The organism is Bacillus sp. 5w2 (assembly GCF_054353775.1).
In genome coordinates, this window is sequence record NZ_JBTIWT010000002.1 from 211,003 (window position 1) to 233,389 (window position 22,387).

Annotated in this window: 24 protein-coding genes and 1 riboswitch; of the genes, 13 read left to right on the forward strand and 11 right to left on the reverse strand. The window is 36.0% G+C overall.

The genetic code is table 11. From position 1 onward, the window contains the following. The first annotated feature begins 56 nt into the window (after nucleotides 1-56). Together ACXY7N_RS05320 and ACXY7N_RS05325 are read left to right on the forward strand one after the other, a co-directional pair. On the forward strand, nucleotides 57-980 hold the full coding sequence (locus tag ACXY7N_RS05320; RefSeq protein ID WP_016088807.1) for an RluA family pseudouridine synthase: 924 nt from the start codon (nucleotides 57-59) through the stop codon (nucleotides 978-980). Between the two features lie 91 nt (nucleotides 981-1,071). Beyond that, nucleotides 1,072-1,677, forward strand: a complete 606-nt coding sequence (locus ACXY7N_RS05325) for a DUF1648 domain-containing protein (protein ID WP_016088806.1) — start codon at nucleotides 1,072-1,074, stop codon at nucleotides 1,675-1,677. Nucleotides 1,678-1,718: 41 nt separating this feature from the next. Here the strand turns inward: ACXY7N_RS05325 and ACXY7N_RS05330 are convergent, their stop codons facing one another. The 4 genes from ACXY7N_RS05330 to ACXY7N_RS05345 form a co-directional block, all read right to left on the reverse strand. Then, nucleotides 1,719-2,531, reverse strand: a complete 813-nt coding sequence (locus ACXY7N_RS05330; RefSeq protein WP_016133934.1) for a CAP domain-containing protein — start codon at nucleotides 2,529-2,531, stop codon at nucleotides 1,719-1,721. Nucleotides 2,532-2,997: 466 nt separating this feature from the next. Then, nucleotides 2,998-4,326: a (Fe-S)-binding protein gene (locus ACXY7N_RS05335; RefSeq protein WP_016133935.1), complete on the reverse strand. Its 1,329-nt coding sequence runs from the start codon at nucleotides 4,324-4,326 to the stop codon at nucleotides 2,998-3,000. Continuing rightward, nucleotides 4,323-5,735 carry a glycolate oxidase subunit GlcD gene (glcD, locus tag ACXY7N_RS05340; protein ID WP_016133936.1) on the reverse strand — a complete coding sequence of 471 codons (1,413 nt, stop codon included), beginning with the start codon at nucleotides 5,733-5,735 and terminating at the stop codon, nucleotides 4,323-4,325. The genes ACXY7N_RS05335 and glcD overlap by 4 nt, the downstream gene beginning before the upstream one ends. Nucleotides 5,736-5,852: 117 nt before the next feature. Next, nucleotides 5,853-6,968, reverse strand: a complete 1,116-nt coding sequence (locus ACXY7N_RS05345; protein ID WP_016088802.1) for a CdaR family transcriptional regulator — start codon at nucleotides 6,966-6,968, stop codon at nucleotides 5,853-5,855. Nucleotides 6,969-7,104: 136 nt separating this feature from the next. On the opposite strand from ACXY7N_RS05345, the gene ACXY7N_RS05350 reads away from it, so the two are divergent. From ACXY7N_RS05350 to ACXY7N_RS05390, 9 genes are all read left to right on the forward strand, one after another. Beyond that, nucleotides 7,105-8,079 carry a YncE family protein gene (locus ACXY7N_RS05350; RefSeq protein WP_016088801.1) on the forward strand — a complete coding sequence of 325 codons (975 nt, stop codon included), beginning with the start codon at nucleotides 7,105-7,107 and terminating at the stop codon, nucleotides 8,077-8,079. Next, a complete protein-coding gene (locus ACXY7N_RS05355) occupies nucleotides 8,072-8,743 on the forward strand; it encodes a response regulator transcription factor (protein WP_000049878.1) in 672 nt (223 codons plus the stop codon). The genes ACXY7N_RS05350 and ACXY7N_RS05355 overlap by 8 nt, the downstream gene beginning before the upstream one ends. A gap of 3 nt (nucleotides 8,744-8,746) precedes the next feature. Next, on the forward strand, nucleotides 8,747-10,147 hold the full coding sequence (locus ACXY7N_RS05360; RefSeq protein ID WP_016133937.1) for a sensor histidine kinase: 1,401 nt from the start codon (nucleotides 8,747-8,749) through the stop codon (nucleotides 10,145-10,147). A 228-nt stretch (nucleotides 10,148-10,375) separates the two neighbouring features. Next, a complete protein-coding gene (locus tag ACXY7N_RS05365; protein WP_254913065.1) occupies nucleotides 10,376-11,065 on the forward strand; it encodes a FadR/GntR family transcriptional regulator in 690 nt (229 codons plus the stop codon). A 168-nt stretch (nucleotides 11,066-11,233) separates the two neighbouring features. Beyond that, nucleotides 11,234-11,953, forward strand: a complete 720-nt coding sequence (locus tag ACXY7N_RS05370; protein ID WP_000869154.1) for a (Fe-S)-binding protein — start codon at nucleotides 11,234-11,236, stop codon at nucleotides 11,951-11,953. Between the two features lie 16 nt (nucleotides 11,954-11,969). After that, the gene (locus ACXY7N_RS05375; protein ID WP_000061930.1) at nucleotides 11,970-13,391 is read left to right on the forward strand and encodes a LutB/LldF family L-lactate oxidation iron-sulfur protein; all 1,422 of its coding nucleotides are present in this window, start codon (nucleotides 11,970-11,972) and stop codon (nucleotides 13,389-13,391) included. Further along, nucleotides 13,391-14,101, forward strand: coding sequence for a LutC/YkgG family protein (locus ACXY7N_RS05380; RefSeq protein ID WP_016088799.1), 711 nt, complete (start codon nucleotides 13,391-13,393; stop codon nucleotides 14,099-14,101). The genes ACXY7N_RS05375 and ACXY7N_RS05380 overlap by 1 nt, the downstream gene beginning before the upstream one ends. A 112-nt stretch (nucleotides 14,102-14,213) precedes the next feature. Next, a complete protein-coding gene (locus ACXY7N_RS05385; RefSeq protein ID WP_016088798.1) occupies nucleotides 14,214-14,936 on the forward strand; it encodes a prepilin peptidase in 723 nt (240 codons plus the stop codon). Between the two features lie 14 nt (nucleotides 14,937-14,950). Next, nucleotides 14,951-15,262, forward strand: a complete 312-nt coding sequence (locus tag ACXY7N_RS05390) for a cyclic-phosphate processing receiver domain-containing protein (RefSeq protein ID WP_098412877.1) — start codon at nucleotides 14,951-14,953, stop codon at nucleotides 15,260-15,262. A 27-nt stretch (nucleotides 15,263-15,289) separates the two neighbouring features. Here the strand turns inward: ACXY7N_RS05390 and ACXY7N_RS05395 are convergent, their stop codons facing one another. The 7 genes from ACXY7N_RS05395 to phaQ form a co-directional block, all read right to left on the reverse strand. Continuing rightward, on the reverse strand, nucleotides 15,290-16,141 hold the full coding sequence (locus tag ACXY7N_RS05395; protein WP_098412876.1) for a formate/nitrite transporter family protein: 852 nt from the start codon (nucleotides 16,139-16,141) through the stop codon (nucleotides 15,290-15,292). A 203-nt stretch (nucleotides 16,142-16,344) separates the two neighbouring features. Then, nucleotides 16,345-17,139, reverse strand: a complete 795-nt coding sequence (locus ACXY7N_RS05400) for a TerC family protein (RefSeq protein ID WP_000383326.1) — start codon at nucleotides 17,137-17,139, stop codon at nucleotides 16,345-16,347. Between the two features lie 90 nt (nucleotides 17,140-17,229). Further along, nucleotides 17,230-17,395: riboswitch (yybP-ykoY riboswitch) on the reverse strand. 38 nt (nucleotides 17,396-17,433) lie between these two features. Beyond that, nucleotides 17,434-18,753 (reverse strand): TrkH family potassium uptake protein, encoded by a 1,320-nt coding sequence (locus ACXY7N_RS05405; RefSeq protein WP_016133939.1) that lies wholly within the window; start codon nucleotides 18,751-18,753, stop codon nucleotides 17,434-17,436. Between the two features lie 114 nt (nucleotides 18,754-18,867). Continuing rightward, complete coding sequence (locus ACXY7N_RS05410) at nucleotides 18,868-19,053, reverse strand: alpha/beta-type small acid-soluble spore protein (protein WP_000241212.1); 186 nt, start codon at nucleotides 19,051-19,053, stop codon at nucleotides 18,868-18,870. A 147-nt stretch (nucleotides 19,054-19,200) separates the two neighbouring features. Next, complete coding sequence (locus tag ACXY7N_RS05415; RefSeq protein WP_001067917.1) at nucleotides 19,201-19,644, reverse strand: MaoC family dehydratase; 444 nt, start codon at nucleotides 19,642-19,644, stop codon at nucleotides 19,201-19,203. A 101-nt stretch (nucleotides 19,645-19,745) separates the two neighbouring features. Beyond that, nucleotides 19,746-20,270: a polyhydroxyalkanoic acid inclusion protein PhaP gene (gene phaP / locus ACXY7N_RS05420; RefSeq protein WP_016088794.1), complete on the reverse strand. Its 525-nt coding sequence runs from the start codon at nucleotides 20,268-20,270 to the stop codon at nucleotides 19,746-19,748. A 42-nt stretch (nucleotides 20,271-20,312) separates the two neighbouring features. Next, nucleotides 20,313-20,765, reverse strand: coding sequence for a poly-beta-hydroxybutyrate-responsive repressor (gene phaQ, locus ACXY7N_RS05425; RefSeq protein WP_016088793.1), 453 nt, complete (start codon nucleotides 20,763-20,765; stop codon nucleotides 20,313-20,315). Between the two features lie 198 nt (nucleotides 20,766-20,963). Between phaQ and phaR the strand changes: the two genes are divergently transcribed. After that, nucleotides 20,964-21,446: a polyhydroxyalkanoic acid synthase subunit PhaR gene (gene phaR, locus ACXY7N_RS05430; protein WP_016088792.1), complete on the forward strand. Its 483-nt coding sequence runs from the start codon at nucleotides 20,964-20,966 to the stop codon at nucleotides 21,444-21,446. Nucleotides 21,447-21,599: 153 nt separating this feature from the next. Beyond that, nucleotides 21,600-22,343 carry an acetoacetyl-CoA reductase gene (locus ACXY7N_RS05435; RefSeq protein WP_488592312.1) on the forward strand — a complete coding sequence of 248 codons (744 nt, stop codon included), beginning with the start codon at nucleotides 21,600-21,602 and terminating at the stop codon, nucleotides 22,341-22,343. The last annotated feature ends 44 nt before the right edge of the window (nucleotides 22,344-22,387 follow it).

The window sequence follows — 22,387 nt, forward strand, 5'->3', positions numbered from 1 at the left end:
ATCAAATTGTGTTTTCCGTTACAATGAGAGAATCAATAGAAATAAGGTGATATAGTATGGAAACGAAGAAAAAGGGCGAATGGTGCGAAATTACTGTTCCAGCTAAATGGAATGGCATAAGTATTGATTCGTTATTAAAAATAGAATGGGAAATACCGAAAAAGTTGTTACATCAGCTTCGTATGGAAAAAGGTGTTACCGTTAACGGAGAACAGAGGAGATGGAATGAGCTTTTAAAAGAGGGCGATAAGTTACAAGTTCATATGTTTATGGAAGAAGAATACGATGTAGAGCCTGAATACGGGGAATTAGATGTAGTATATGAAGACGATCACGTACTCATTGTAAATAAACCAGAGCAAATGGATACGCATCCTGCTGAAAAAGGTGGAACGGGAACACTTGCAAACCTTGTTGCCTTTCATTTTCAAATGCAAGGTTTAGAGACAAAGGTTCGTCATATTCATCGGTTAGATAAAGATACGACAGGTGGTGTCGTGTTTGCTAAGCATAGAATTGCTGGTGCAATTATGGATCGTTTATTAATGGAACGAAAAATTAAAAGAACATATGCGGCGCTTGTGGAAGGGAAAGTAAAGAAGAAACAAGGAACAATTGACGCAGCTATTGGAAGAGATCGCCATCATGCGACGAGACGACGTGTTTCCCCAAAGGGAGACCAAGCTATAACATATTATAAAGTGGAGAAGTATTTTAAAAAACAAAATGCTACGCTCGTAACGTTACAATTAGAAACAGGTAGAACACATCAAATTCGTGTTCATATGAGCTATAATGGTAATCCGTTAGTTGGCGATGTATTATATGGTGGACAAACGAAATATATGTCCGGGCAAGCATTACATGCGATGAAGATTCATTTCTTGCATCCAATTACGAAAGAAGAAATTGAAGTGGACGTACCATTTCCTACAAAATTAAATAATACAATGAAAGAATTGCAAAGAATGAATGTGTAAAGTGTAAGTTTAAATTTGAGAAAAGTAGATTTTTGCAGGAATTTCTCTAAAAGAAGCGAAGCCGTTAAGAGAAAAGAGAGGTGAGAATTACTTGGTCAAATATAAATATATACTAGGAATATTTTTCGCTTGTCTTTTAGTTACTCTATGCCTCTATCCATATGTACCAAACCGGATGGCAGTACATTGGAATGAAAATGGTGGGCCGAACGAGTTTATGAGTAAACAAATTGTTGTAGCATTTATTCCTTGTCTTATTATTTTCTTACATGGATTGATGTATATTATTTCACATAATATATATAAGTTTAATGAAGGCGAGCATGTTATTATAAGTGGATTTCTAAAGACGATTACTTTATTTATGTTGTTTATCCATATGCTCATTCTCTTTATTAATTATGGAAGCATGATATCCTTTCAGACAGGACTAACAATTGGAATTAGTATGTTTCTTTTTATGCTTAGTAAAGGGTTTAAAAAAGTTAAGAGTACGGAAAAAGATCCAATCAAATTACAAAAGATCCGTTTAGTGAGTAGGCGGATTTTTCAAGTGATGGCATGTAGTATATTGTTTTCATTGTTTTTGAACTTGAAATGGGGATTTTATGTGTTACTTAGTGTAATAAGTGGTGGCTCTATTTTGTTTATGTTCTACGTCTTGTATTCGTACATATTAGAAAGTTATGAAACGTAAAAAAAGAGTCTTCTCATAATGAGAAGACTCTTTTAATCTATTTACTTTGTGATAAATTGTTGTGTCCAGTAGTTGCCGCTTTCTACATAACCAACACCGATATGAGTGAAGCCATTATTTAAAATGTTTGCACGGTGTCCAGCACTGTTCATCCAAGCTTGTACTACTTCTTCAGGTGTACGTTGGCCTTGAGCAATGTTTTCACCTGCAGATTTATAAGAAATACCAAATTTCTTCATCATGTCAAATGGAGACCCGTATGTAGGGCTGTTATGATCAAAGTAGTTGTTTTTTTGCATATCTTCAGACTTGATACGTGCTACTTTGCTTAATTCAGTATCGATTTGTAATGCTGGTAAGCCTTGTTTTGTACGCTCAGCGTTTGTTAATTCAACGACACGTTGTTCGAATTCGCTTAAAGATTTTGCTTCTTCAGCAGGCTTTTGCTCAGCAGGTTTTTGTTCAGCTGGTTTTTGAGTATTGTTGTTTTCAGCAGGCTTTTGAGTTTCTGGTTTTTGAACTTCTTCAGCAGGTTTTTGTTCAACAGGCTTTTGAGTTTCTGGCTTAGCTGTTGGTTGCTCAGTTACAACATTTTCAGTTGGTTGTTGACCAGGAATGAAGCAGTTTGGTTGGAAATTTCCTTGTTGCCATTGTGCTAATGACTCAACTCCCATAGATTGTAAGAATGCTTGTAATTCTTGTTGGCTCATTTGCTTCATCATCACATTAGAATGCTGAATATTTTGAACCTTTATGTTAGATGGTTGTACTGTTGCAGCTTGTGCATCTAAAGATGATACTCCTAGAGTAAGAGCTGTTGCAGCAGCTACAGATAATAAAACACGCTTTTTCATGATGTGTGTCCCCCTATATAAAGTTTTAATTTGTTTTTCACACGATTTGTTTTTGACAGCCTGTCTGACTGACCAATTCATCGTAGCATACAATTTGCGAGAAAAAAGATGGAAAAAAATTCATAGACTTTAAAATTACCTAATTTATCCTAAGTGAAGAAAAGGGAAGAAATAAGAGAAACGTAGAGTATAAAAGGAATTTTCAGCATTTTTATACTTCGTTTTAAGAGGGGGTTTTTGGATAAAGTTACCTAAGTAGAAAATGAAGAATCCTATTGTATCAATGGTTTGAGCATTTTTTTGAGGAATATACTGGATTGATTTTTACAAAACTGTAATGTTTCTGTTGTTCTTTTTTATAATAAAGTAACATATTTTTAATGTTGTAGCAGACAAAAAAGCGGCTATCTCTTTACATAGACGAAGGAGATAGCCGTTTTCCTATTATTACGTATGTTACGAGTTATTACGAGTTGGTTTCAATTGCTTCTAATAATAGATCTACGATGTGAATTCCTCTCATTTTATGAGAAAGACCTTCTCGCTCAATCCCTAATTTCATTTGTAATAAACAACCTGGATTTGCAGTAACAATGGTTGCTGCGTCTGTTTCATGCACACGGTCCATTTTGTAATCTAGAAATTCCATGGATAGCTCTGAATGAACAATATTGTAAATACCAGCAGAACCACAGCAGCGATCAGCATCTTTCATTTCACGGTATGTTGCGCCTTGAATTGCTTCTAGTAACATACGAGGTTCTGAAGATGTTCGCATAACATTGCGTAAATGACAAGAGTCTTGATACGTAATAATTTGCGGTGTGAGTCGTAAGTCATTTCGTTTATGGAAATCTAGTTCTACTAGAATAGCGGTAATATCTTTAATTTTAGAAACAAACTGCTTTGCACGTTCTGCCCACTGTGGATCATCTTTTAAAAGATAATCGTAGTCTACGAGGTAAGCTCCGCAACCACCTGCATTCGTAATAATATAGTCGATGTTTAAATCTTCGAATGCTTTTATATTTCGTTTCGCTAATTCTTTTGCTCCACTTTTCTCACCAGCATGCCCATGTAATGCCCCGCAGCAACTTTGTGTTTTCGGAATAACGATATTACAACCAGCTAATTGAAGAAGTTTCATCGTTGCGTTATTTGTTTCTAAAAACATCGTATCCATTAAACAACCCGTGAAGAATGCAACTTGTTTTTTCTGTGTACTTTCAGCAGGTAAAAATTCAGGACGGTCTTTCATTGCTGTCATTTTAGGGACTTTTGGTAAAACGAGATCCATCGTTGCAAGTGTTTCAGGGAATAGTTTCATAATCCCTGTTTTATGTGTTAGCGTTTGTAAACCGGAACGCTGGTAAAATCCAATTAGTCCTGTTAATGTTCTCATTCGATTTTGATGGGGGAATAGTCCTTCAAAAACGACTTTACGAACGGCTCTCACTGGCACCGAGAACTTTTTGTTTTGATTAATAATATCACGAGCTTCTTCTAGTAAATGTCCATAATTCACACCAGATGGACATACAGGTTCACAAGCACGGCAGCCAAGGCAAACGTTTAATGTATTCTCAACATCTTCATCTGGCTCGATTAAACCGTCAACGACCGCTTTCATTATTGCGATACGTCCTCGTGGTGAATGTGATTCTTTATATCCAGATTGAATGTAAGTAGGACAAGTTGGTAAGCAAAAACCGCATCGCATACAATTTAGTAGTTCATCTTCACTTAATCGTTCTTTAAATTCCTTTTGAATGTTTTCTTTATTTAATGTTGTCATCGCTCAACCACCACTCTTTTGCGAGTGTCTTTCGCGAACATCTTGCCTGGATTCATAATGTTATTTGGATCGAAGGCTTGTTTAATTCCTTGCATAGCAGCAATACCTTCTTTACCTAATTTCATTTCTAAATACGGAGCTTTCATTGCACCAACGCCATGTTCACCAGTAATCGTGCCACCAAGTTCGATTGCTTTCGCAAATATTTCAGCAAAAGCTTGTTCAGCTCGGTGCATTTCTTCTTCATTACGGGCATCTGTCATACAAGTTGGGTGTAGGTTACCATCGCCAGCATGCCCAAACGTACAAATAGGAATATTATATTTCTTTGCAATGGCATTAATAGCTTCAACCATCGGAGCGATTTGTGAACGTGGTACCGTTGCATCTTCTAATATTGTAGTAGGTTTTAATCTAGCAAGCGCAGATAAAGCACTACGGCGAGCGGTGCGAAGTGCATCGGCTTCCGCTTCATCTTTTGCAACGCGAACATCGACTGCATTCATAGAGTGGCAAACATTAGCCATTTTTTCAATATCTCGATTGACAACTTCGGGCGGGCCGTCTTGTTCGATTAATAAAATTGCTTTTACATCTGTTGGTAAACCAATTTGTGCAAATTCTTCTACTACTTCAATTGTTGGCTGGTCTAAAAACTCAAGTGTCGCTGGAATGATTTTATTTGCAATAATAGAAGAAACAGCACGTGCAGCTTCATTAATATCTTCATAGAGCGCAAGCATTGTTTTCTTCGTTTCAGGCATAGGAACAAGTTTTAATATAGCTTCGGTTACGACGCCAAGTGTGCCTTCAGAACCGATAAATAAACGAGTTAAATCGTAACCAGCTACATCTTTTGCTAATTTACCACCAGTGCGAATGATATCGCCGTTCGGTAAGACGAGTTCAAGCCCCATTACATAATCACGCGTTACGCCATATTTTAAACCACGTAATCCACCTGAGTTTTCATTAATGTTACCGCCGATTGTAGAAATTTTCATCGAGCTTGGATCTGGTGGATAAAATAAACCTTTTTCTTCTACCGCTTTAATAATATCAAGTGTAATCACACCAGCTTGTACAGTAATTGTTAAATTCTCTTCATCAATTTCTAAAATGTTATTCATATGGCGGAAGATAAGGACAATACCGCCTTCAAGTGGACATGTTCCTGCGCAAAGGTTTGTTCCAGAACCACGAACATATACAGGAATGTTATGAGTGTTACATACTTTTAATACTTCAGCTACTTCATTTGTATTACGAGGAGCAATGACTGCATCAGGCATTGCTTGGAAGTTTGGAGTGGCATCATAACTATACGTTAAACGCCCCATATTGGATGTATCTACATTATCTTCGCCAACAATGGATACGAATGAATCAATAATTTGCTTTTCTAACATTGGAAATCCCCCTCAAACTGTTAACGTAATTAGTGATAATAAAAAACGTTGTCACAGTGCTTTCATTATAATGATAAAAAAGTCGGGGGATTCTTTCTATGTATAATCATCTAAAGATTAATCTGTTTTATCGTTCTTTTTTGTATGATTATCTAGTAAGAGGAGTGAGAAGTATAAAATGTTTAAATCTTTGAAGTGTTTCGGGTCAAGTCCCGTATGCTCCTCAATCTTTTTTAGTCTGTAATGCAATGTGTTAATGTGTATATGCAATTGTTCAGCGGTTTGCTTATAGGATTGGTTATAATCGATAAATAAGCGTAAAGTGTGCATAAGCTCAGGAGAGGATAATAAGTTTTCGATGGTGCGCCTTAGAAACTGTTCCCGCGTTTCAGCAGAAATATCTTGTAAGCACATTTCTAAACGTAAATCTTCATTAAATACAATTTTTTTCGTTTCAAGTGATACAGAAAGAGCTTGTAATGCTTGTTCGTACGATAAGCTCATATTGCTTGGTGTAACGGATTGTCCAATCCCAATATATAAAGGAATAGAAAATAAAGTTTCACAGTCTTGTTTTAATCGTTTAAAAAATTGATACGTTTGCTCTTTGGAGTTTGTGGCTGTAAATAAAATAAATCGATCATTTCCCCAGCGAACAAATAGATGCTCTTTTGTTAATAGATTGCGTATGTGTTGCCAAATTTTGCGCTGAAGCATCGTGTCATTTTGATCGATAGAGAACAAAATAAGTTGTTTCTTCTTATATAAATCAATACCAAGTGTTTTTGCGCGATCGAGAAAACTTGGAGACCAGTCTGTATTTTGAAGCCAATCAAAGACAAATGCTTCATAAGAACGATGCTCAAGTTCTAGTTGTTCTAAAAAATAGTTTTCATGAATTAATAATTCGGTCATCTTACGTAATATCTCACCGTATTGTGAAATGTTTTCAGGTTCGCCTGTAATTCCAATAACACCAATTACTTCGTCATGGAATAGTAAAGGAAGGTTCATGCCGGCTTTTACGCCATGTAGTTGTTGCTCATCATCTTTTGTAATAATGACCGTCTTCTTTTCTTTCGCGCAGCGGAGTGCACCTTCATGAAATTGACCGATTCTTTCCGCATCTGTACTTGCGATAATAACGCCTTGTGTATTAATGATAATAATATTTTCTGTAATTAGTCTGCGTACTTCTCGTACAATTTTATTCGCTAAATCAGGAAAAAGCATAATTTGCACACCTCAAATTCTATTTGTTGTACATTATATATGTAAATGAAGTAAGAAAGAAAAATTTCACACTTTCCACACATTTATTTGTTATTTTACAATTATAGCGAAATCATCTGAAGATGGAGGGAATCTTTTGAGAAAGTATGTTTTTCTTCTCTGTTTTTTATTTCTATTAGTAGGGTGTCAAGGAAGTTCATATACACCGATTGCTAAAGATAAAAGTATTATTATAACAACGAATATAAAAGAGGGTAGTATTAGTTTTGTTGATAAACAAACTAAAAAGTTAATTACGACATGGGAGCTTAATGAACCAATGGCAGGAATTGCACTACTTCCAAATGGTGAGGACATACTTGTATATGGTAAGCAGTTAGAATATATGTATGTATACTCACTAACAGAAGGAAGACAGGTGGATAAATATAAGACTGATAAAGGAATTGTGAATGTAGTCGTATCAGAAGATAAAAAACAATTATTTGCTGCTGATCAAAAGGCTCAAAAAGTAAGATTCTTTACGATAAAAGGGAAAGAAATCGGGAGTGTGTCAACCGGAAAAGGGCCAATAACAATGGTAGAGCATCATAATCAGTTATCCGTATTAAACTTTTATGATACGAAGTTAACGACAATTGATACAAAGAAAAAAGAAGTGATACAATCCTTTATGATTCCCCCGGCATCAACAGGAGCGACAATTAGTCCGGATGGGAAAGAAATATGGATTGGCGGACATGGTGATGGAAATCAAGTCAATGAGAAAGTATTAGTGTATGCATTGCAGAGCGGAGAGATGGTCCGTTCTTTACACGCTCCGTTTATGCCTGTGAATATAACGAAGGATAATAAGTATGTATATGCATTGAGTCATGGTTCGAATACACTTAGAAAGTTCGATGTTAGCACGTATAAAGAGGTAGCTTCTGTAGAAGTAGGATCGAACCCATTTGCATTTTTGAAGAGCGGAGCAGAAGGATATGTGGCTAGTTATGATAGCGATGAAGTATGCGTTATGGATATGAAGAGTATGAAAATAAAACAAACAATTAAAGTCGGAAAAGGACCGTTTCAACTCATAGAGAGGGAAGGGAAGGACAATGAGTAAATATAGGGTGCTAGTTGTAGATGATGAAAGTGATATGAGGCAGCTTGTTGGAATGTACTTAGACAATTTCGGATACGAGTGGGGAGAAGCTGAAAATGGAAAAGAGGCTCTAAAAAAATTAGAGACGGATCATTATGATTTCGTTGTATTAGATATTATGATGCCAGAGATGGATGGACTTTCAGTTTGTAAAGAAATTAGAAAAACGTCAGATGTACCAATTATATTTTTAACAGCAAAAGGTGAAGAGTGGAATAGGGTGAACGGCTTACGTATGGGAGCAGATGATTATATTGTAAAGCCATTTAGTCCTGGAGAATTAATTGCTCGTATGGAAGCTGTGTTAAGACGCTATACAAAGCAAGAGCAACAAGAGGAGATTCAGTTTGGACCGATCCTTATTAATGAAAAAAGTAGGAAGATTGAGGCTGATGGTGAGCCGATTTCTCTTACAGTAAAAGAGTTTGATTTACTCTATTTTCTTTGTCAACATACAGGACAAGTGTTTAGCCGGGAACAATTGCTGGAGAAGGTATGGGGATATGATTATGCCGGAAGTACGAGAACAGTAGATACGCACGTGAAAACGATGCGTTTGAAGCTTGGAGAAAGTGGAAACTACATTCAAACTGTTTGGGGTGTAGGCTATAAATTTGAGGTGTAACGTATGTTTACGATGGTACAGAAGCTTTGGCTTACAGTAGTATGTGCAGTATGTGTAACAGTTTCCTTTCTTTATTTTGTATCCTTATACTCGTATGAAAAACTATACGTTGATAATTTAAAAGATTCATTAGTAATGGAAGGGAAGCGTCTTGCTGCGCAATATGATAAGCGTGAAGGAATAGCAACTTTTGAAGAGAAAGTAAGAGCATTTGATCAAATATCTAGTTCGGACGTTCTTTTCGTATCTAATCCGCGTGATTTAAGCGCATGTTTACCTTTTGATGTGCATCATCATTCTCTTATAAGTGAAGGTGACAGGCAAGCACTATTAGACGGAAAAACTGTGACAAAGATAGGATATGAGGAACATTTTGACCGTAATATTATGGGGGTTGTCATCCCTGTTTTAGAAAATAAAAAATTAGTGGGCATTGTATATTCTTATATTCCTTTAAAAAGTATAAAAGACTTAATATATGATATGGGCCTTATTTTAGCACCGTTAGCACTTGCCATGATTTTAATTACGATATGGATTGGTAGAAAAATTATTATTGCTATTACGAAGCCGCTTTCGCAAATGGAACGAGTAGCCAATCATTTGGCTACGGGAGATTTCTCAGAACGGATTACAATTTCTTCTGAAGATGAAATTGGACGATTAGGAAAAGCGTTTAATAAAATGGCAAATTCTTTAGAGACAGAAGACGTAAAGCGTAAGGAATTCTTAGCTAACGTTTCGCATGAACTAAGAACACCACTTAGTTATATAAAAGGATATAGCGAGGCTATTTTAGATGGTGTAGCAAAGGGACCGCAGCAGGAAAAAGTAATACAGCTTATTCATAAAGAAGCAGATCGTATGCAGCGTCTCGTTCATGATTTATTAGATTTAGCACAATTAGAAGGTGAACATTTTCCGTTACAGAAACAACCTATCGTTTTTTCACAACTAATTGAAGATGTGTTAGATACGTATGAGATTAAGTTTATAGAAAAGAAAATTCGTATTTCAACAAATTTAAATCCAGAAATCATTGTAATAATTGATGAGGATCGTATGCAACAAGTGCTTCATAACGTGTTAGATAATGCGATACGGTATACAAATCAAAACGGGGATATCAATATAACCTTAGAACAAATTGATGATTACTGTGAATTAAAAATAAAAGATACAGGAATCGGTATTGATACAGAGCATTTAGAAAATCTTGGTGAACGTTTTTACAGAGTTGATAAAGCGAGAAGTCGTCAACATGGTGGAACAGGTTTAGGGCTTGCCATTGTAAGACAAATTGTTCATATACATGATGGACAATGGCTAATTGAAAGTGAAAAAGGGAATGGAACGACGGTTAGTATTAAATTGAAAATGCAAGGTGAAGAAAGCATGTTCTAACGTGAAGGACATGCTTTTCTTCATGAATGCAAATTAATATAGGAATACATATAAATTAATATCAAATAAATATTAAAAATTTGACGATTTTATGAACAAAACATTTGTACTTCTTACCAATTCGTTCTAAAATAGTTATGATGCAAAGTTTTTATAAATCGTTTCAATTGTTGTTTGGAAGATACTGAGGTGATTTAACTGGAGTACAAATCTATTAAACCGAAAAAGATTTACGAAGAAGTATCTGAAGCTATTTTAACAATGATTAAAAATGGTACGTTAAAACCTGGTGACAAACTACTTCCTGTACATCAATTAGCTGAGCAGTTTCAAGTTGGTAGATCTGCTGTTCGTGAAGCGTTAAGTGCGCTAAGAGCAATGGGCTTAATTGAGATGAAACAAGGAGAAGGTACATATGTGAAGAATTTCGATTCTTCTTCATTAACAAAATCATTAAACAATAAATTATTAATGAAGAAAGAAGATATTTTAAACTTATTAGAAGTACGAAAGGTGCTTGAAGTGGGGGCAGTTCGAGCAGCTGCGGCAAAGCGTACGGAAGATAATTTGCAAAATATGAAGCATTGGTTAGATGAAATGGCAAAGAGCATTGGAGATGAAAAGGCTGGCGAAAAAGCAGATTTTCAGTTCCATATGGGAATTGCGGAGTCTTCGCATAACAACATTTTGCTTGAACTCATGAATCACGTTTCAGAGATGATTGCTGAAACGATTGGTGAATCAAGACGCATTATTTTATATGGTGAACAAACAACATCAGAACGACTTATAGAAGAGCATCAAGTTATATATGATGCGGTGTTAAAGCAAGATGTAGAATTAGCGCAGCAAGCAATGCTAGATCATTTAACAAATGTAGAACATATTGTCACAGGTAAAAACGATATAAATTCGTAATTTAATCTTTTAAAAATCTAATTTTTTGATAAAATAGAGAAAGATTAAGTAAGCGTTTTCTTTAGAAGAGGGAGAGGATAGGCCATGGTTGAGCCTACTTCTTCTCTCCTTAGTCATCTGATGACCATATGTTTGTTGGTAGAGTTGTAAAAAGGGGGAGTAATAATTATGAAAGTTACTTTATTTGTTACTTGTTTAGTCGATATGTTTGAAACAAACGTCGGCAAAGCAACAGTTGAAGTGTTGGAGCGTTTAGGTTGTGAAATTGAATTTCCAGAAGCACAAGTTTGTTGTGGGCAGCCTGCTTATAATAGCGGCCACGTAGAAGCAGCAAAAGAAGCGATGAAACATATGATTGAAACTTTCGAAGATGCAGAATATATTGTTACACCATCTGGTTCTTGTGCGACAATGTTTCATGAGTATCCGCATGTTTTTAAAGATGATCCGAAGTGGGCTAAACGTGCACAAAAGGTTGCTGATAAAACATATGAATTGACACAATTTATTGTAGATGTTTTAAAAGTTACAGATGTTGGTGCAAGTTTACCAGGGATAGCTACTATTCATAAATCTTGCCATATGACACGTCTGCTTGGAGTAAAAGAGGCACCAGGAATTTTATTATCTAACGTAAAAGGATTAACTGTGAGAGAACTGCCAAACGCACAAAATTGTTGTGGGTTTGGGGGAACGTTTTCAGTGAAGATGACTCCAATTTCTGAGCAAATGGTAGATGAAAAGGTAGATAGTGCAATGGAAACAGGTGCAGATTATTTAATCGGTGCAGATTGTGGGTGTTTGTTAAACATTGGCGGACGTATTGAACGTTTAGGGAAAGAAATAAAAGTAATGCATATTGCTGAGGTACTGAATAGTCGCTCATGAAGGGGGAACATAAGCTATGTCTATGAAAATCAGTGAGAAAAAATTTAATGATCGTGTTGGCGATGGAATTCAAGATTCGTTTATGCGTGGAGCAGTATCTTCTGCGCAAACGCGCTTATATACGAATCGCTTAAAAGCAGCGGACGAATTAGGAAACTGGGAAGAGTGGCGTGAACTAGGTGAACAAATTCGCCAACATACGTTAGAAAATCTTGATTATTACTTAATGCAGTTAAGTGAAAATGTATCAAAAAGAGGCGGACATGTGTACTTTGCGAAAACGAAAGAGGAAGCAGCAAAGTACATTCAAGACGTTGCAAAAAAGAAGCAGGCAAAAAAAGTAGTAAAATCAAAGTCGATGGTAACAGAAGAAATTAGTATGAACCATGCGCTTGAAGAGATTGGTTGTGAAGTGTTAGAAAGTGACTTAGGAGAGTATATTCTGCAAGTAGATAACGATCCACCTTCACATATTATTGCGCCTGCACTTCATAAAAATAGAACGCAAATTCGTGATGTATTTAAAGAAAAGCTTGGCTATGAAAATTCTGATGATCCATACGAAATGACAAAGTTTGTTCGTAAACAACTTCGTGAGAAATTTATGGATGCAGAAATTGGTGTGACAGGTTGTAACTTCGCTGTTGCAAATACTGGTTCTCTTTGTTTAGTAACGAATGAAGGTAATGCAGATCTTGTCATGTCGATTCCAAAAACACAAATTGCAGTAATGGGTATGGAACGTATGGTTCCGACAATGGAAGAATTAGATGTTTTAGTTGGTTTACTATGTCGTAGTGCAGTAGGTCAAAAGTTAACAAGTTATGTAACTGTAGCAGGACCAATTCAAGAAGAGGAAGTAGATGGACCAGAAGAATTCCACTTAGTTGTTGTCGATAATGGTCGTTCTCAAATTCTTGGATCTGAATTCCGCTCAGTATTGCAATGTATTCGTTGTGCTGCTTGTGTTAACGTATGTCCTGTATATCGTCACGTTGGTGGACATTCGTATGGTTCTATATACTCAGGACCAATTGGTGCGGTATTAACACCACTTTTAGGTGGGTATGATGATTACAAAGAGCTTCCTTATGCCTCTAGTTTATGCGGAGCGTGTACAGAAGCTTGTCCAGTAAAAATACCATTGCATGATTTATTATTAAAACATCGTCAAGTTATCGTTGAGCAAGAAGGGCGTGCTCCACTTGCGGAAAAATTAGCAATGAAAATGTTTAGTATGGGCGCATCTTCAGCAGCTTTATATAAAATGGGATCAAAAATGGCGCCAGCAGCAATGAGTCCATTTACATCTGGTAACCGTGTATCAAAAGGTGTTGGGCCACTTAAAAACTGGACAGATATTCGTGAATTCCCGGCTCCAAGTAAAGAACGATTCCGTGATTGGTATAAAGACCATAAGAAAGGCGGGGACAAATAATGACAGGATTAATTCAAAACCGTGAGTCCTTTCTAGATAATATTGCAAAAGAACTTGGACGTGAGCGGAAAACGGAAGGCGTAAAGCGTCCAGCATGGAAAAGTAATGTGAATGTAGAAACGCTAAAAGATTATTCACAAGAAGAATTGTTAGAAGTATTTAAAAATCAATGTACAAACATTCATACAACTGTAGTGGAAACGACAAATGACCGTTTGCGTGAAGATATTCAAAAAGTAATCATGGAAAACGGCGGGGGACCTATTTTATTATCAGCAGATGACCGTTTTGATTCTTATGGATTGACTTCTTTATTTAAAGAAGAACTTCCAAAGCGAGATGTTGAAGTAAATGTATGGGATCCAGAGAGAAAAGAAGAGAATATGCGTATAGCGGAAAGGGCGAATATTGGAATCGCATTTAGTGATTATACTTTAGCTGAATCTGGTACGATTGTTGTACAAAGTCATAAAGGCCAAGGTCGTTCTTTACACTTTTTACCGACTGTATACTTTGCTATTATTCCACGTGAAACACTTGTGCCTCGTATTACACAAGCAGTTCAGGATATGAACACACGTGTAGAAAATGGCGAGACAGTGGCATCTTGTATTAACTTTATTACAGGACCTAGTAACTCGGCAGATATTGAAATGAATCTTGTTGTCGGAGTACATGGACCATTAAAAGCAGTATATTTCATCGTATAAAAGAGGGGAAAGCAGGCCAGAAAATGGCCTGCTTTTTTAATAGAATAGAGATAATATAAAGTAGAAGTTCTCTCCTTTTTTTGCTATGTTCTTCTGGAAAGGAGAGGAAGGGATGTTCACTTATTTATATGCATTGTTAGTGGGGATGGTGTTTGGTTCTTTTTTTATGTTAATTGCGATGAGAGTTCCACTAGGTGAGTCTATCATTACCCCGCGTTCACATTGTTATTATTGTAAGTATGTGCTGAAGCCAAAAGAATTGATTCCAATCATTTCATTTTGTATACAAAGAGGACGTTGTACGAATTGTAAGAGGGAAATTTCAATTTTGTACGTAGTATTTGAACTTGTAACCGGAATGATATTTCTTCTTACTGTATATATGATTGGGGTGGAACGAGAGCTTATCATCATTTTATCGCTTTTTTCGTTACTTCTTATTATTTCAATTACAGATTACATATATATGTTAATCCCTAATCGTATTTTAGCTTGGTTCGCCTGTTTACTCATTTTAGAATGTGTTTTTGTACCGTTAGTCACTTGGACAGATAGTATAGTTGGTAGTGGGGTTATATTCATTTTGTTATATTGCATGCAAAAAATATATCCAGAAGGGCTTGGTGGAGGAGATGTAAAATTACTTTCGTTACTTGGATTTATAGTGGGACTGAAAGGGATTTTTATGATTTTATTTTTAGCATCTTGTTTTAGTCTCTGTTTCTTTGGGGCTGGTATAGTATTAAAACGTATGAAAATGAGGACCCCAATTCCGTTTGGCCCTTTTATTAGCCTTGGGGCAATATGTTACATGTTGGTCACGTATACAAAATAGAGAGGGGATAGAGAGTGAACGTATATATGGATGATCAAAGAAGTTGTCCGTACGGGTATGTGCCCGCAACTACAGTAGAATGTGCCTTGCAAATGGTTCGGGATTATGATGTGAATATTCTTTCCCTTGATTTCAATATGGGGTGGGGAGAAAAAAGTGGATTAGATTTTGTAGAGGTTTTTTGTAAAGAGGGGTTATACGTAAATGAAATTCACCTTCATACGAATGATGTCATCGGTATGTACAAGGTGAAACAGAGAATTAATAAGGGAAAGGAAGAAGGAGAGATTAATCCTAATCTTGTTGTTAAATATGTGGGGAGCTAAAAACTCCAAAGTAAAACTTTGGAGTTTTTAATGTTTCATATGTGCTTGTAAAGGAATAATCTCTTCTTGTTGAGCTGCTGCGATTTCAGTTTCTTCCTGTTGAACTTCAGGTGTTTTCTTTGTTAAGTAGTGGTATACCATACCGACAAATACAGACCCGCCAATAATGTTACCAATTGTAACTGGAATTAAATTATGAATAGCACCTGCAAAAGAAATTGTCTCCGGATGCGGTGAAACTAAAGATAAAGCAAATAGTGATAAGTTTGCGATGCTATGCTCGTAACCAGATAAGAAGAATGTGAAAACGAGTAGCATCATCATCATAATTTTTGCTGTATCACCTTTAACTTGAGAAGGTAAGAAACAAGCAAGACATACAAGCCAGTTACATAAAATTGCTTTAAAGAATAATTGTATTGTAGGTGTATTCATTTTTCCTTCCACTACTTTATTCATGAAATGACCGTGATCAATTGCTCCGAAAATGCCAGTTGCGTAAAATAGTAAGGCAAAGAATAAAGCGCCAGCTAAGTTACCTGCATAACAAGCAACCCAGTTACGAAGTGTATCAGAAATCGTTGTTTCTTTTCGTAAAGTTGCCACTGTGAAATACATTGTATTTCCAGTAAACAATTCAGCACCGCCATATATAATAAGTACGAGGGCAATTCCGAAAAACATAGAAGCAGCTAAATAAGTTGCTGGTGAATCTGCAATGTGAAAAAAGTTACCTAATTTAAAACATAGTACAATAATAAAGCCGATATAAATACCCGCAAGTGCGGCACGAATGAAATATTGCAGCGGGTTTGTATCTAGCATTTGTTTTTTGCTCTTAGCCAGTTTGACAACATAATCTAATCCTTGTTCTAGCATGAGTAATACGCTCCTTTAGTACATCATCTATAAATACTCCTTATATGAATAAAGTACATGGATTCGGTCATAGTTTCAATGAGTTTGTGCAATGTTTCACAAAAAGGACATACATATATAAGGAAAACGCTTACAAAAAATAGTATAATGGAATTTTTTCTGGACATAGAGAGGGGACAAGGAAAAAAGAAAAAGCGCTGTAATTACAGCGCTTTTTCGTCTAAATTCTTTTCTACTTTTACTTCTACTTCTTTCGAGAAGAACCAACCACCAACTGCGATTCCGACTAATACAATCCAGAATGTAAGCTTCCACGGAGTGGATTCTGGGAATGAATGTGGAATTACATTTAATGCAGGGTGTGCTAATGTATAAACTGCTAGCTTCACACCAACCCAACCTACAATTAAGAATGCTGCAGTTTCAAGTCCTGGTTTACGTTTTAAGATTTGTACGAAAGCAGTTGCTGCAAATCGCATAATGATTAATCCGATAAGTCCACCTACAAAGATAACAACGAATTGCCCAGTATCAAGACTACCAATTGTACCTAATCCTGTTTTTGGTAAAGTCATTGCTAATGCAACAGCAGCTAAAATTGAATCAACTGCGAAGGCGATATCAGCAACCTCAACTTTAAATACAGTCCACCAAAAATTCTCTTGTTTTTTCTTTGCTTCTTTTTCTTCTGTTTCTTCATCTGTATTCTTTTTAACATACGTTTTAAATAAGTGATTACCAGCGATAAACATAAGGTAAATGGCACCAATTGCTTGCACTTGCCATACATCGACTAAGAACGAGATCATAAATAACGATCCGAATCGGAAAACAAATGCCCCCGCTAATCCATAAAATAGTGCTTTCTTTCGTTTTTCTTCTGGTAAATGTTTTACCATAATTGCAAGAACAAGCGCGTTATCAGCCGCTAAAATCCCCTCAAGTGCAATTAGGATGAGTAATACCCAACCATACTCCAATAATAATGATACATCCATGTACATTCTCCTCTCATTTCTATAAGTACTAAATAAGTGAAGAATTTCCCCACTATTTAGTTTCCCCATACTCCTGCCTATTAACTTTGGAAGAATTTGGTAATGAATGCAAAAAAGACCTCTGCCGTTAATAGGCAAAGGTCTTGCTAGACATATGTAATGAAAATGCCAACAAAGCCGGAAGAACTAAGTTCTACGTAATGACGACTTTGTTTCCAAGAAAGATTCTTGGACGCTACTCCCCTTTGGAGATATGCTATTGTACTCTCATTATATGGATAATTTATACGGTTGTCAACCTGTTAAAATATCTTCATTCGGATATTTTATTTTTTGTTTCTTTTTACGTGCAAAAGAAAAAGCCAATGTTAAAGGTCCCATCTTCCCAAAAAACATCATAAAGATGATAATAGCTTTTCCAATCATAGTTAAGTGTGGTGTGAAATTCATACTGAGACCGACAGTCCCAAATGCTGAAAATACTTCGAAAGCACTCATCAATAGAGGAACTCGCTCAGTAATACTTAAAATTAAAATAGCAAAAAAGATAAATGAAATGGAAATAATCGTGATGGTCAATGATTTGACGATGAGAGTATCTTTAATAGATTTTTTAAACACGACAATATCATCTCGTTCTTGTAAAAATTTAAATACCCCAAAAAACATGATTAAAAATGTTGTTAACTTAATTCCACCACCAGTTGAAGCACTGCCAGCCCCAATAAACATTAGGAGCATCATTAATAAAAGGGAAGGCTTTGATAATGCAGAAATATCAACTGTATTAAACCCGGCAGTACGCGTTGAAATCGCCTGGAAATAAGCGGCCATTCCTTCTTCAAATGGGGTAAATCCTCTCATAGAAAGGGAATTGTGGAACTCGAATATAAAAATAAAAACAGTCGCAATAATATTGACGATTAGAGTAGAAGAGAGCATAAGTTTTGAGTGTAATGTAAGGTTTTTAAAATTTTTCTTTCTTTTTATATCTACGATTACTGTAAAACCAATCCCACCTAAAATAATGAGGGAGGAAATAACGAGATTGACAAGAATGCTATGAGAATGGGACATTAAATTATCGCTCCATACAGAAAAACCAGCATTGTTAAATGCAGAGATCGAATGAAAAAAGCTATAATAGACCCCTTTAGCAATACCGTATTTCGGTACCCATTCAAAAGAAAGAATCAAAGTAGCGATACATTCGACTGTAAAAGAGAATAAAAATAATGCTTTGGCAAGACGAATGACGCCACCAATATTCGTTTGATTTAACGCTTGTTGCAGTAAAATTCGGTTTTGAAGGCCAATTTTTCTGCCGAGCATAATTGCAATTAAAACGGCAAAGCTCATAATGCCAAGTCCGCCAACTTGTATAAGCGCTAAAATGACACATTGGCCAAATAAGGTAAATACTTTCCCAGTGTCCACAACACCAAGCCCTGTAACCGTACAAGCAGAAACGGTTGTAAATAAAGCATCGAGCCATGAAATAGACGTTGTTGTAGCAATTGGTAGCTTTAATAAGCATGTGCCGATAACTGATAACATAATAAAAGACAAAGTAAGAACACGGGGAGGACTCATACGAATGTTAATCCGTTTCATGTTACATATCGTTCCTTTCAGTTTGCTCTTACTAGTATGTGAAAAAGCACGATTATGTATGTTAAAAATAGAAAGAGGCAGAGAATATCTGCCTCTAAGCCATATGTTATAGGTTTATCCACGTAATTGTTGTTGAGCTAAAGCAACAAGGCGTTTCGTTACTTCGCCGCCAACTGAACCGTTAGAACGAGATGCTGTATTAGAACCTAAGCTTACGCCGAATTCTTGTGCAATTTCATATTTAAATTGTTCAAGTGCTTGTTCTGCACCTGGAACTAGTAATTTGTTTGTTTTTACCATGTTGATACACATCCTTATGAGTAGTCCAGTTCAGCTAAGTACCTATCTAAACTGGTAACGTTATTTTATGTGGAAACGGCGTACTCATACGCGGAAGTAATCGGTGTGATTAGAAGTTATTGGATAGAAAAAAGAGTAGCAAATTTGCTACTCTTTTTTCAGTATTGTCGCTGTACCTTCAACGACAATATCACCTGATTGATTATATATGTTTGTTTGCAACGTAATGATTTTTTTATCGTCACGTTTTTTTATGACTTCTGCCACAACGCGAAGTGTATCGCCAATCTTGACAGGAGCACGGAATGAAACGTTTTGAGATAAATAAATCGTATTTTTTCCTGGGAGCTTCGTTCCAAGGATAGTAGAAATAAAACTTGAAACGAGCATACCATGAGCAATACGTTCTTTAAACATTGTCGTTTTTGCAAAAGAGTCTAAAATATGAATAGGATTCACATCTCCAGTCAATTTTGCAAAATTGATAACGTCCTCATCCGTAATCGTTTTTGTAAGGGATGCTTGATCACCGACTTGAATCTCATCATAACGAAGCTCCGGAACAGTTTGTGCTTCTTGAAATGGATTCATTTGGGCCTCCTTCTTTTCCATATCGAAAAATGCCAGCCATCTTGATGTAGTAGGAGGAAGAAAGAGTTTTGTTTGTGCTGCAGTTAGCTCCCACATTTTTCTTACTTGATGGAAGTAAATAAATTTTTTGAGTTTTCCTCGAACTGCTTTGCGAGTTCTAGTTGTTTGGACTTGAACTCTCCCAAAAAAACTTCAAATTGTTTTTGAACCTCTTCACGTTGTAATTGTTGCTGTTCAATAAATTGTTTTGTTGTTTCTTCAAATTGACCACTAGTTTGAGTAAGAATAGACAAAGATGTTTTCGTAGGAGAAACAGTAAGTTGGTGCATTTGAGTAGAAAGTTCATTCCATTTCCCTTGCCACTCGTTAATTTGATCATTTAAGGAGTTTCCAGTTAATTGCTTCACATAATCTGTATATTGGTTATTGAACTGAGCAGTGAATTGTTGTAGTTCTTTTTCTAGTTCATCTACTCCTGATGTTAATTTATGCAGAGCGTCTTGTTGTTGTTTTAAAGTTTCTAAAGTAAGTTGCTCTAATTGTTTCCCAGCTGAAGAGAAGAGGGAAAGAGATTGAGACCAGTTTTTCCAAAATGCATCGACTAATTCGTATGGCTTAGTTTCCATTGTTTGACCTCCAAATGTTTTTTTGCATATTATGAACGCAGATTAATCTGCTGTACCACCAGGTGAAGATGAAGAATCCTTTTCATCCTTTTCTGGAGAAGTAGAAAATGGAAAGAATGCATTGGTGTATAACGTAAAAAACGTCCGCAACATATTTTGATAATGTTCAAAAGAAGTCGCACATGTTGTTAAATATTGCTCTCCATATTCAGTTAAAGAATAAATTCTTTTTGCTGGCCCTCCGTCGCTTGTATCCCAAGTAGAAGAAATAAGGTTTTCTTTTTCTAATTTGCGCAATGTTCTATACACATTACCTTGGTCAACAGAAGAAAAGCCGATGTCCATTAGCATTTGAATAAGTTTGTAACCATGAAGACTCCAGTCTTTTAGACAGAGAAGTAAGAAGGGAACTAAGAAGTTTTTTGGCATGGAGTTTGGTTGTTTCGCTTGGTTATTCTCCAAACTTTCGCGTTGTTCTGGTTCATTTTGTAGCATGATTGTGCATCACCTCATGAATCAGTTAGATGGAATTTTTTGCTTATAAGTGCAATTTACACCTATCTGTTTTTAATGTCAATACATTTGTTGGAAAATAAAGAAAAATAAAATATAGACTTGAAGTTTTATTCAGAATATTAGAAAATAGTGAATAGGTTGAATTGTTTCAAAAACGAAAAAGGGAGTGTAGGTAAAGTGATTGATCAAAAATTCGATCCACTACAAGCATGGAAAAATGCTTATGAACAAACCGAAACATTTTGGGGAAAAGCGCTCAATGAAACAATTAAAACAGAAGAATATTCTGCTTGGATGGGCAGCGTTCTAGATTTAAATTTGTTTTATCAAAAAGCATTAAATGATACAACAAAAAATTATCTAGAGCAGGTGAATGTGCCTACGAAAGAGGATATTGCAAGAGTGGCTACGCTTGTTATTAACTTGGAAAATAAAGTAGATAACATCGAGGAATTTCTAGAGGAGAAAGTAGATTCTTTAGGACAAGCTCCTACATTAAAGCGTGATGTTACGAAAGTAAAACAAGATATTCGCACGTTAGAAACGAAAGTTGATCAAATCTTAGAATTGCTAGAAAAGCAAAATGCAGTACTAGCAAAACTACAAGAACCTGTAAAAGAAGAAACAAAACCTGCGAATAAGCCGGAAAATAAAAAATGATAATAGCGTTTGTTTATAACGTGTAAAAGAGAAGGGGAGAATCTCTTTTTCATGTATAAACAACGCAACATAATTAATATATGGACTCTATTACTATGAGTACCAAAATGATTCATAACAATCGTTCACAAATTCATTTAAGGGGGAAAAGAAATGGTTCAATTAAATGGCAAAGTAGCAATCGTAACAGGTGGGGCAAAAGGAATTGGAAAAGCGATTACAGTAGCGTTAGCACAAGAGGGAGCAAAAGTAGTTATTAACTATAACAGCAGTAAAGAAGCAGCCGAAAACTTAGTAAATGAACTAGGAAAAGAAGGTCATGACGTTTATGCAGTTCAAGCGGATGTTTCTAAAGTAGAAGACGCAAACCGACTTGTAGAAGAAGCTATGAATCATTTTGGTCAAGTTGATATTCTTGTTAATAACGCTGGTATTACAAGAGACCGTACATTTAAAAAGTTAAATCGTGAAGATTGGGAACGCGTAATTGACGTGAATTTAAGCAGCGTATTTAATACGACAAGCGCTGTACTTCCATACATAACGGAAGCAGAAGAAGGAAGAATCATCAGTATTTCTTCTATTATTGGTCAAGCTGGTGGATTTGGACAAACAAACTACTCAGCAGCAAAAGCAGGCATGTTAGGATTTACAAAATCATTAGCGTTAGAGCTTGCAAAAACAAATGTAACTGTAAACGCAATTTGCCCAGGATTTATTGATACTGAAATGGTAGCTGAAGTACCAGAAGAAGTACGTCAAAAAATCGTTGCGAAAATCCCGAAAAAACGTTTTGGTCAAGCTGATGAAATTGCAAAAGGTGTAGTATACCTATGCCGTGACGGTGCATATATTACAGGTCAGCAATTAAACATTAACGGTGGATTATACATGTAATGAAGTAAGAAAAAAGTGCATATCCATAGCAGGAATGCACTTCT

Coding starts and splice junctions, on each gene's coding strand:
- ACXY7N_RS05355 (WP_000049878.1), top strand. CDS start 8,072: ATGAGTAAATATAGGGTGCTAGTTGTAGATGATGAAAGTGATATGAGG.
- ACXY7N_RS05415 (WP_001067917.1), bottom strand. CDS start 19,644: ATGAATCCATTTCAAGAAGCACAAACTGTTCCGGAGCTTCGTTATGAT.
- ACXY7N_RS05435 (WP_488592312.1), top strand. CDS start 21,600: ATGGTTCAATTAAATGGCAAAGTAGCAATCGTAACAGGTGGGGCAAAA.
- ACXY7N_RS05410 (WP_000241212.1), bottom strand. CDS start 19,053: ATGGTAAAAACAAACAAATTACTAGTTCCAGGTGCAGAACAAGCACTT.
- ACXY7N_RS05370 (WP_000869154.1), top strand. CDS start 11,234: ATGAAAGTTACTTTATTTGTTACTTGTTTAGTCGATATGTTTGAAACA.
- ACXY7N_RS05360 (WP_016133937.1), top strand. CDS start 8,747: ATGTTTACGATGGTACAGAAGCTTTGGCTTACAGTAGTATGTGCAGTA.
- ACXY7N_RS05400 (WP_000383326.1), bottom strand. CDS start 17,139: ATGGATGTATCATTATTATTGGAGTATGGTTGGGTATTACTCATCCTA.
- ACXY7N_RS05330 (WP_016133934.1), bottom strand. CDS start 2,531: ATGAAAAAGCGTGTTTTATTATCTGTAGCTGCTGCAACAGCTCTTACT.
- ACXY7N_RS05405 (WP_016133939.1), bottom strand. CDS start 18,753: ATGAAACGGATTAACATTCGTATGAGTCCTCCCCGTGTTCTTACTTTG.
- ACXY7N_RS05335 (WP_016133935.1), bottom strand. CDS start 4,326: ATGACAACATTAAATAAAGAAAACATTCAAAAGGAATTTAAAGAACGA.
- phaQ (WP_016088793.1), bottom strand. CDS start 20,765: ATGCTACAAAATGAACCAGAACAACGCGAAAGTTTGGAGAATAACCAA.
- glcD (WP_016133936.1), bottom strand. CDS start 5,735: ATGTTAGAAAAGCAAATTATTGATTCATTCGTATCCATTGTTGGCGAA.
- ACXY7N_RS05395 (WP_098412876.1), bottom strand. CDS start 16,141: ATGCTAGAACAAGGATTAGATTATGTTGTCAAACTGGCTAAGAGCAAA.
- ACXY7N_RS05375 (WP_000061930.1), top strand. CDS start 11,970: ATGTCTATGAAAATCAGTGAGAAAAAATTTAATGATCGTGTTGGCGAT.
- ACXY7N_RS05385 (WP_016088798.1), top strand. CDS start 14,214: ATGTTCACTTATTTATATGCATTGTTAGTGGGGATGGTGTTTGGTTCT.
- ACXY7N_RS05320 (WP_016088807.1), top strand. CDS start 57: ATGGAAACGAAGAAAAAGGGCGAATGGTGCGAAATTACTGTTCCAGCT.
- ACXY7N_RS05380 (WP_016088799.1), top strand. CDS start 13,391: ATGACAGGATTAATTCAAAACCGTGAGTCCTTTCTAGATAATATTGCA.
- phaP (WP_016088794.1), bottom strand. CDS start 20,270: ATGGAAACTAAGCCATACGAATTAGTCGATGCATTTTGGAAAAACTGG.
- ACXY7N_RS05345 (WP_016088802.1), bottom strand. CDS start 6,968: ATGCTTTTTCCTGATTTAGCGAATAAAATTGTACGAGAAGTACGCAGA.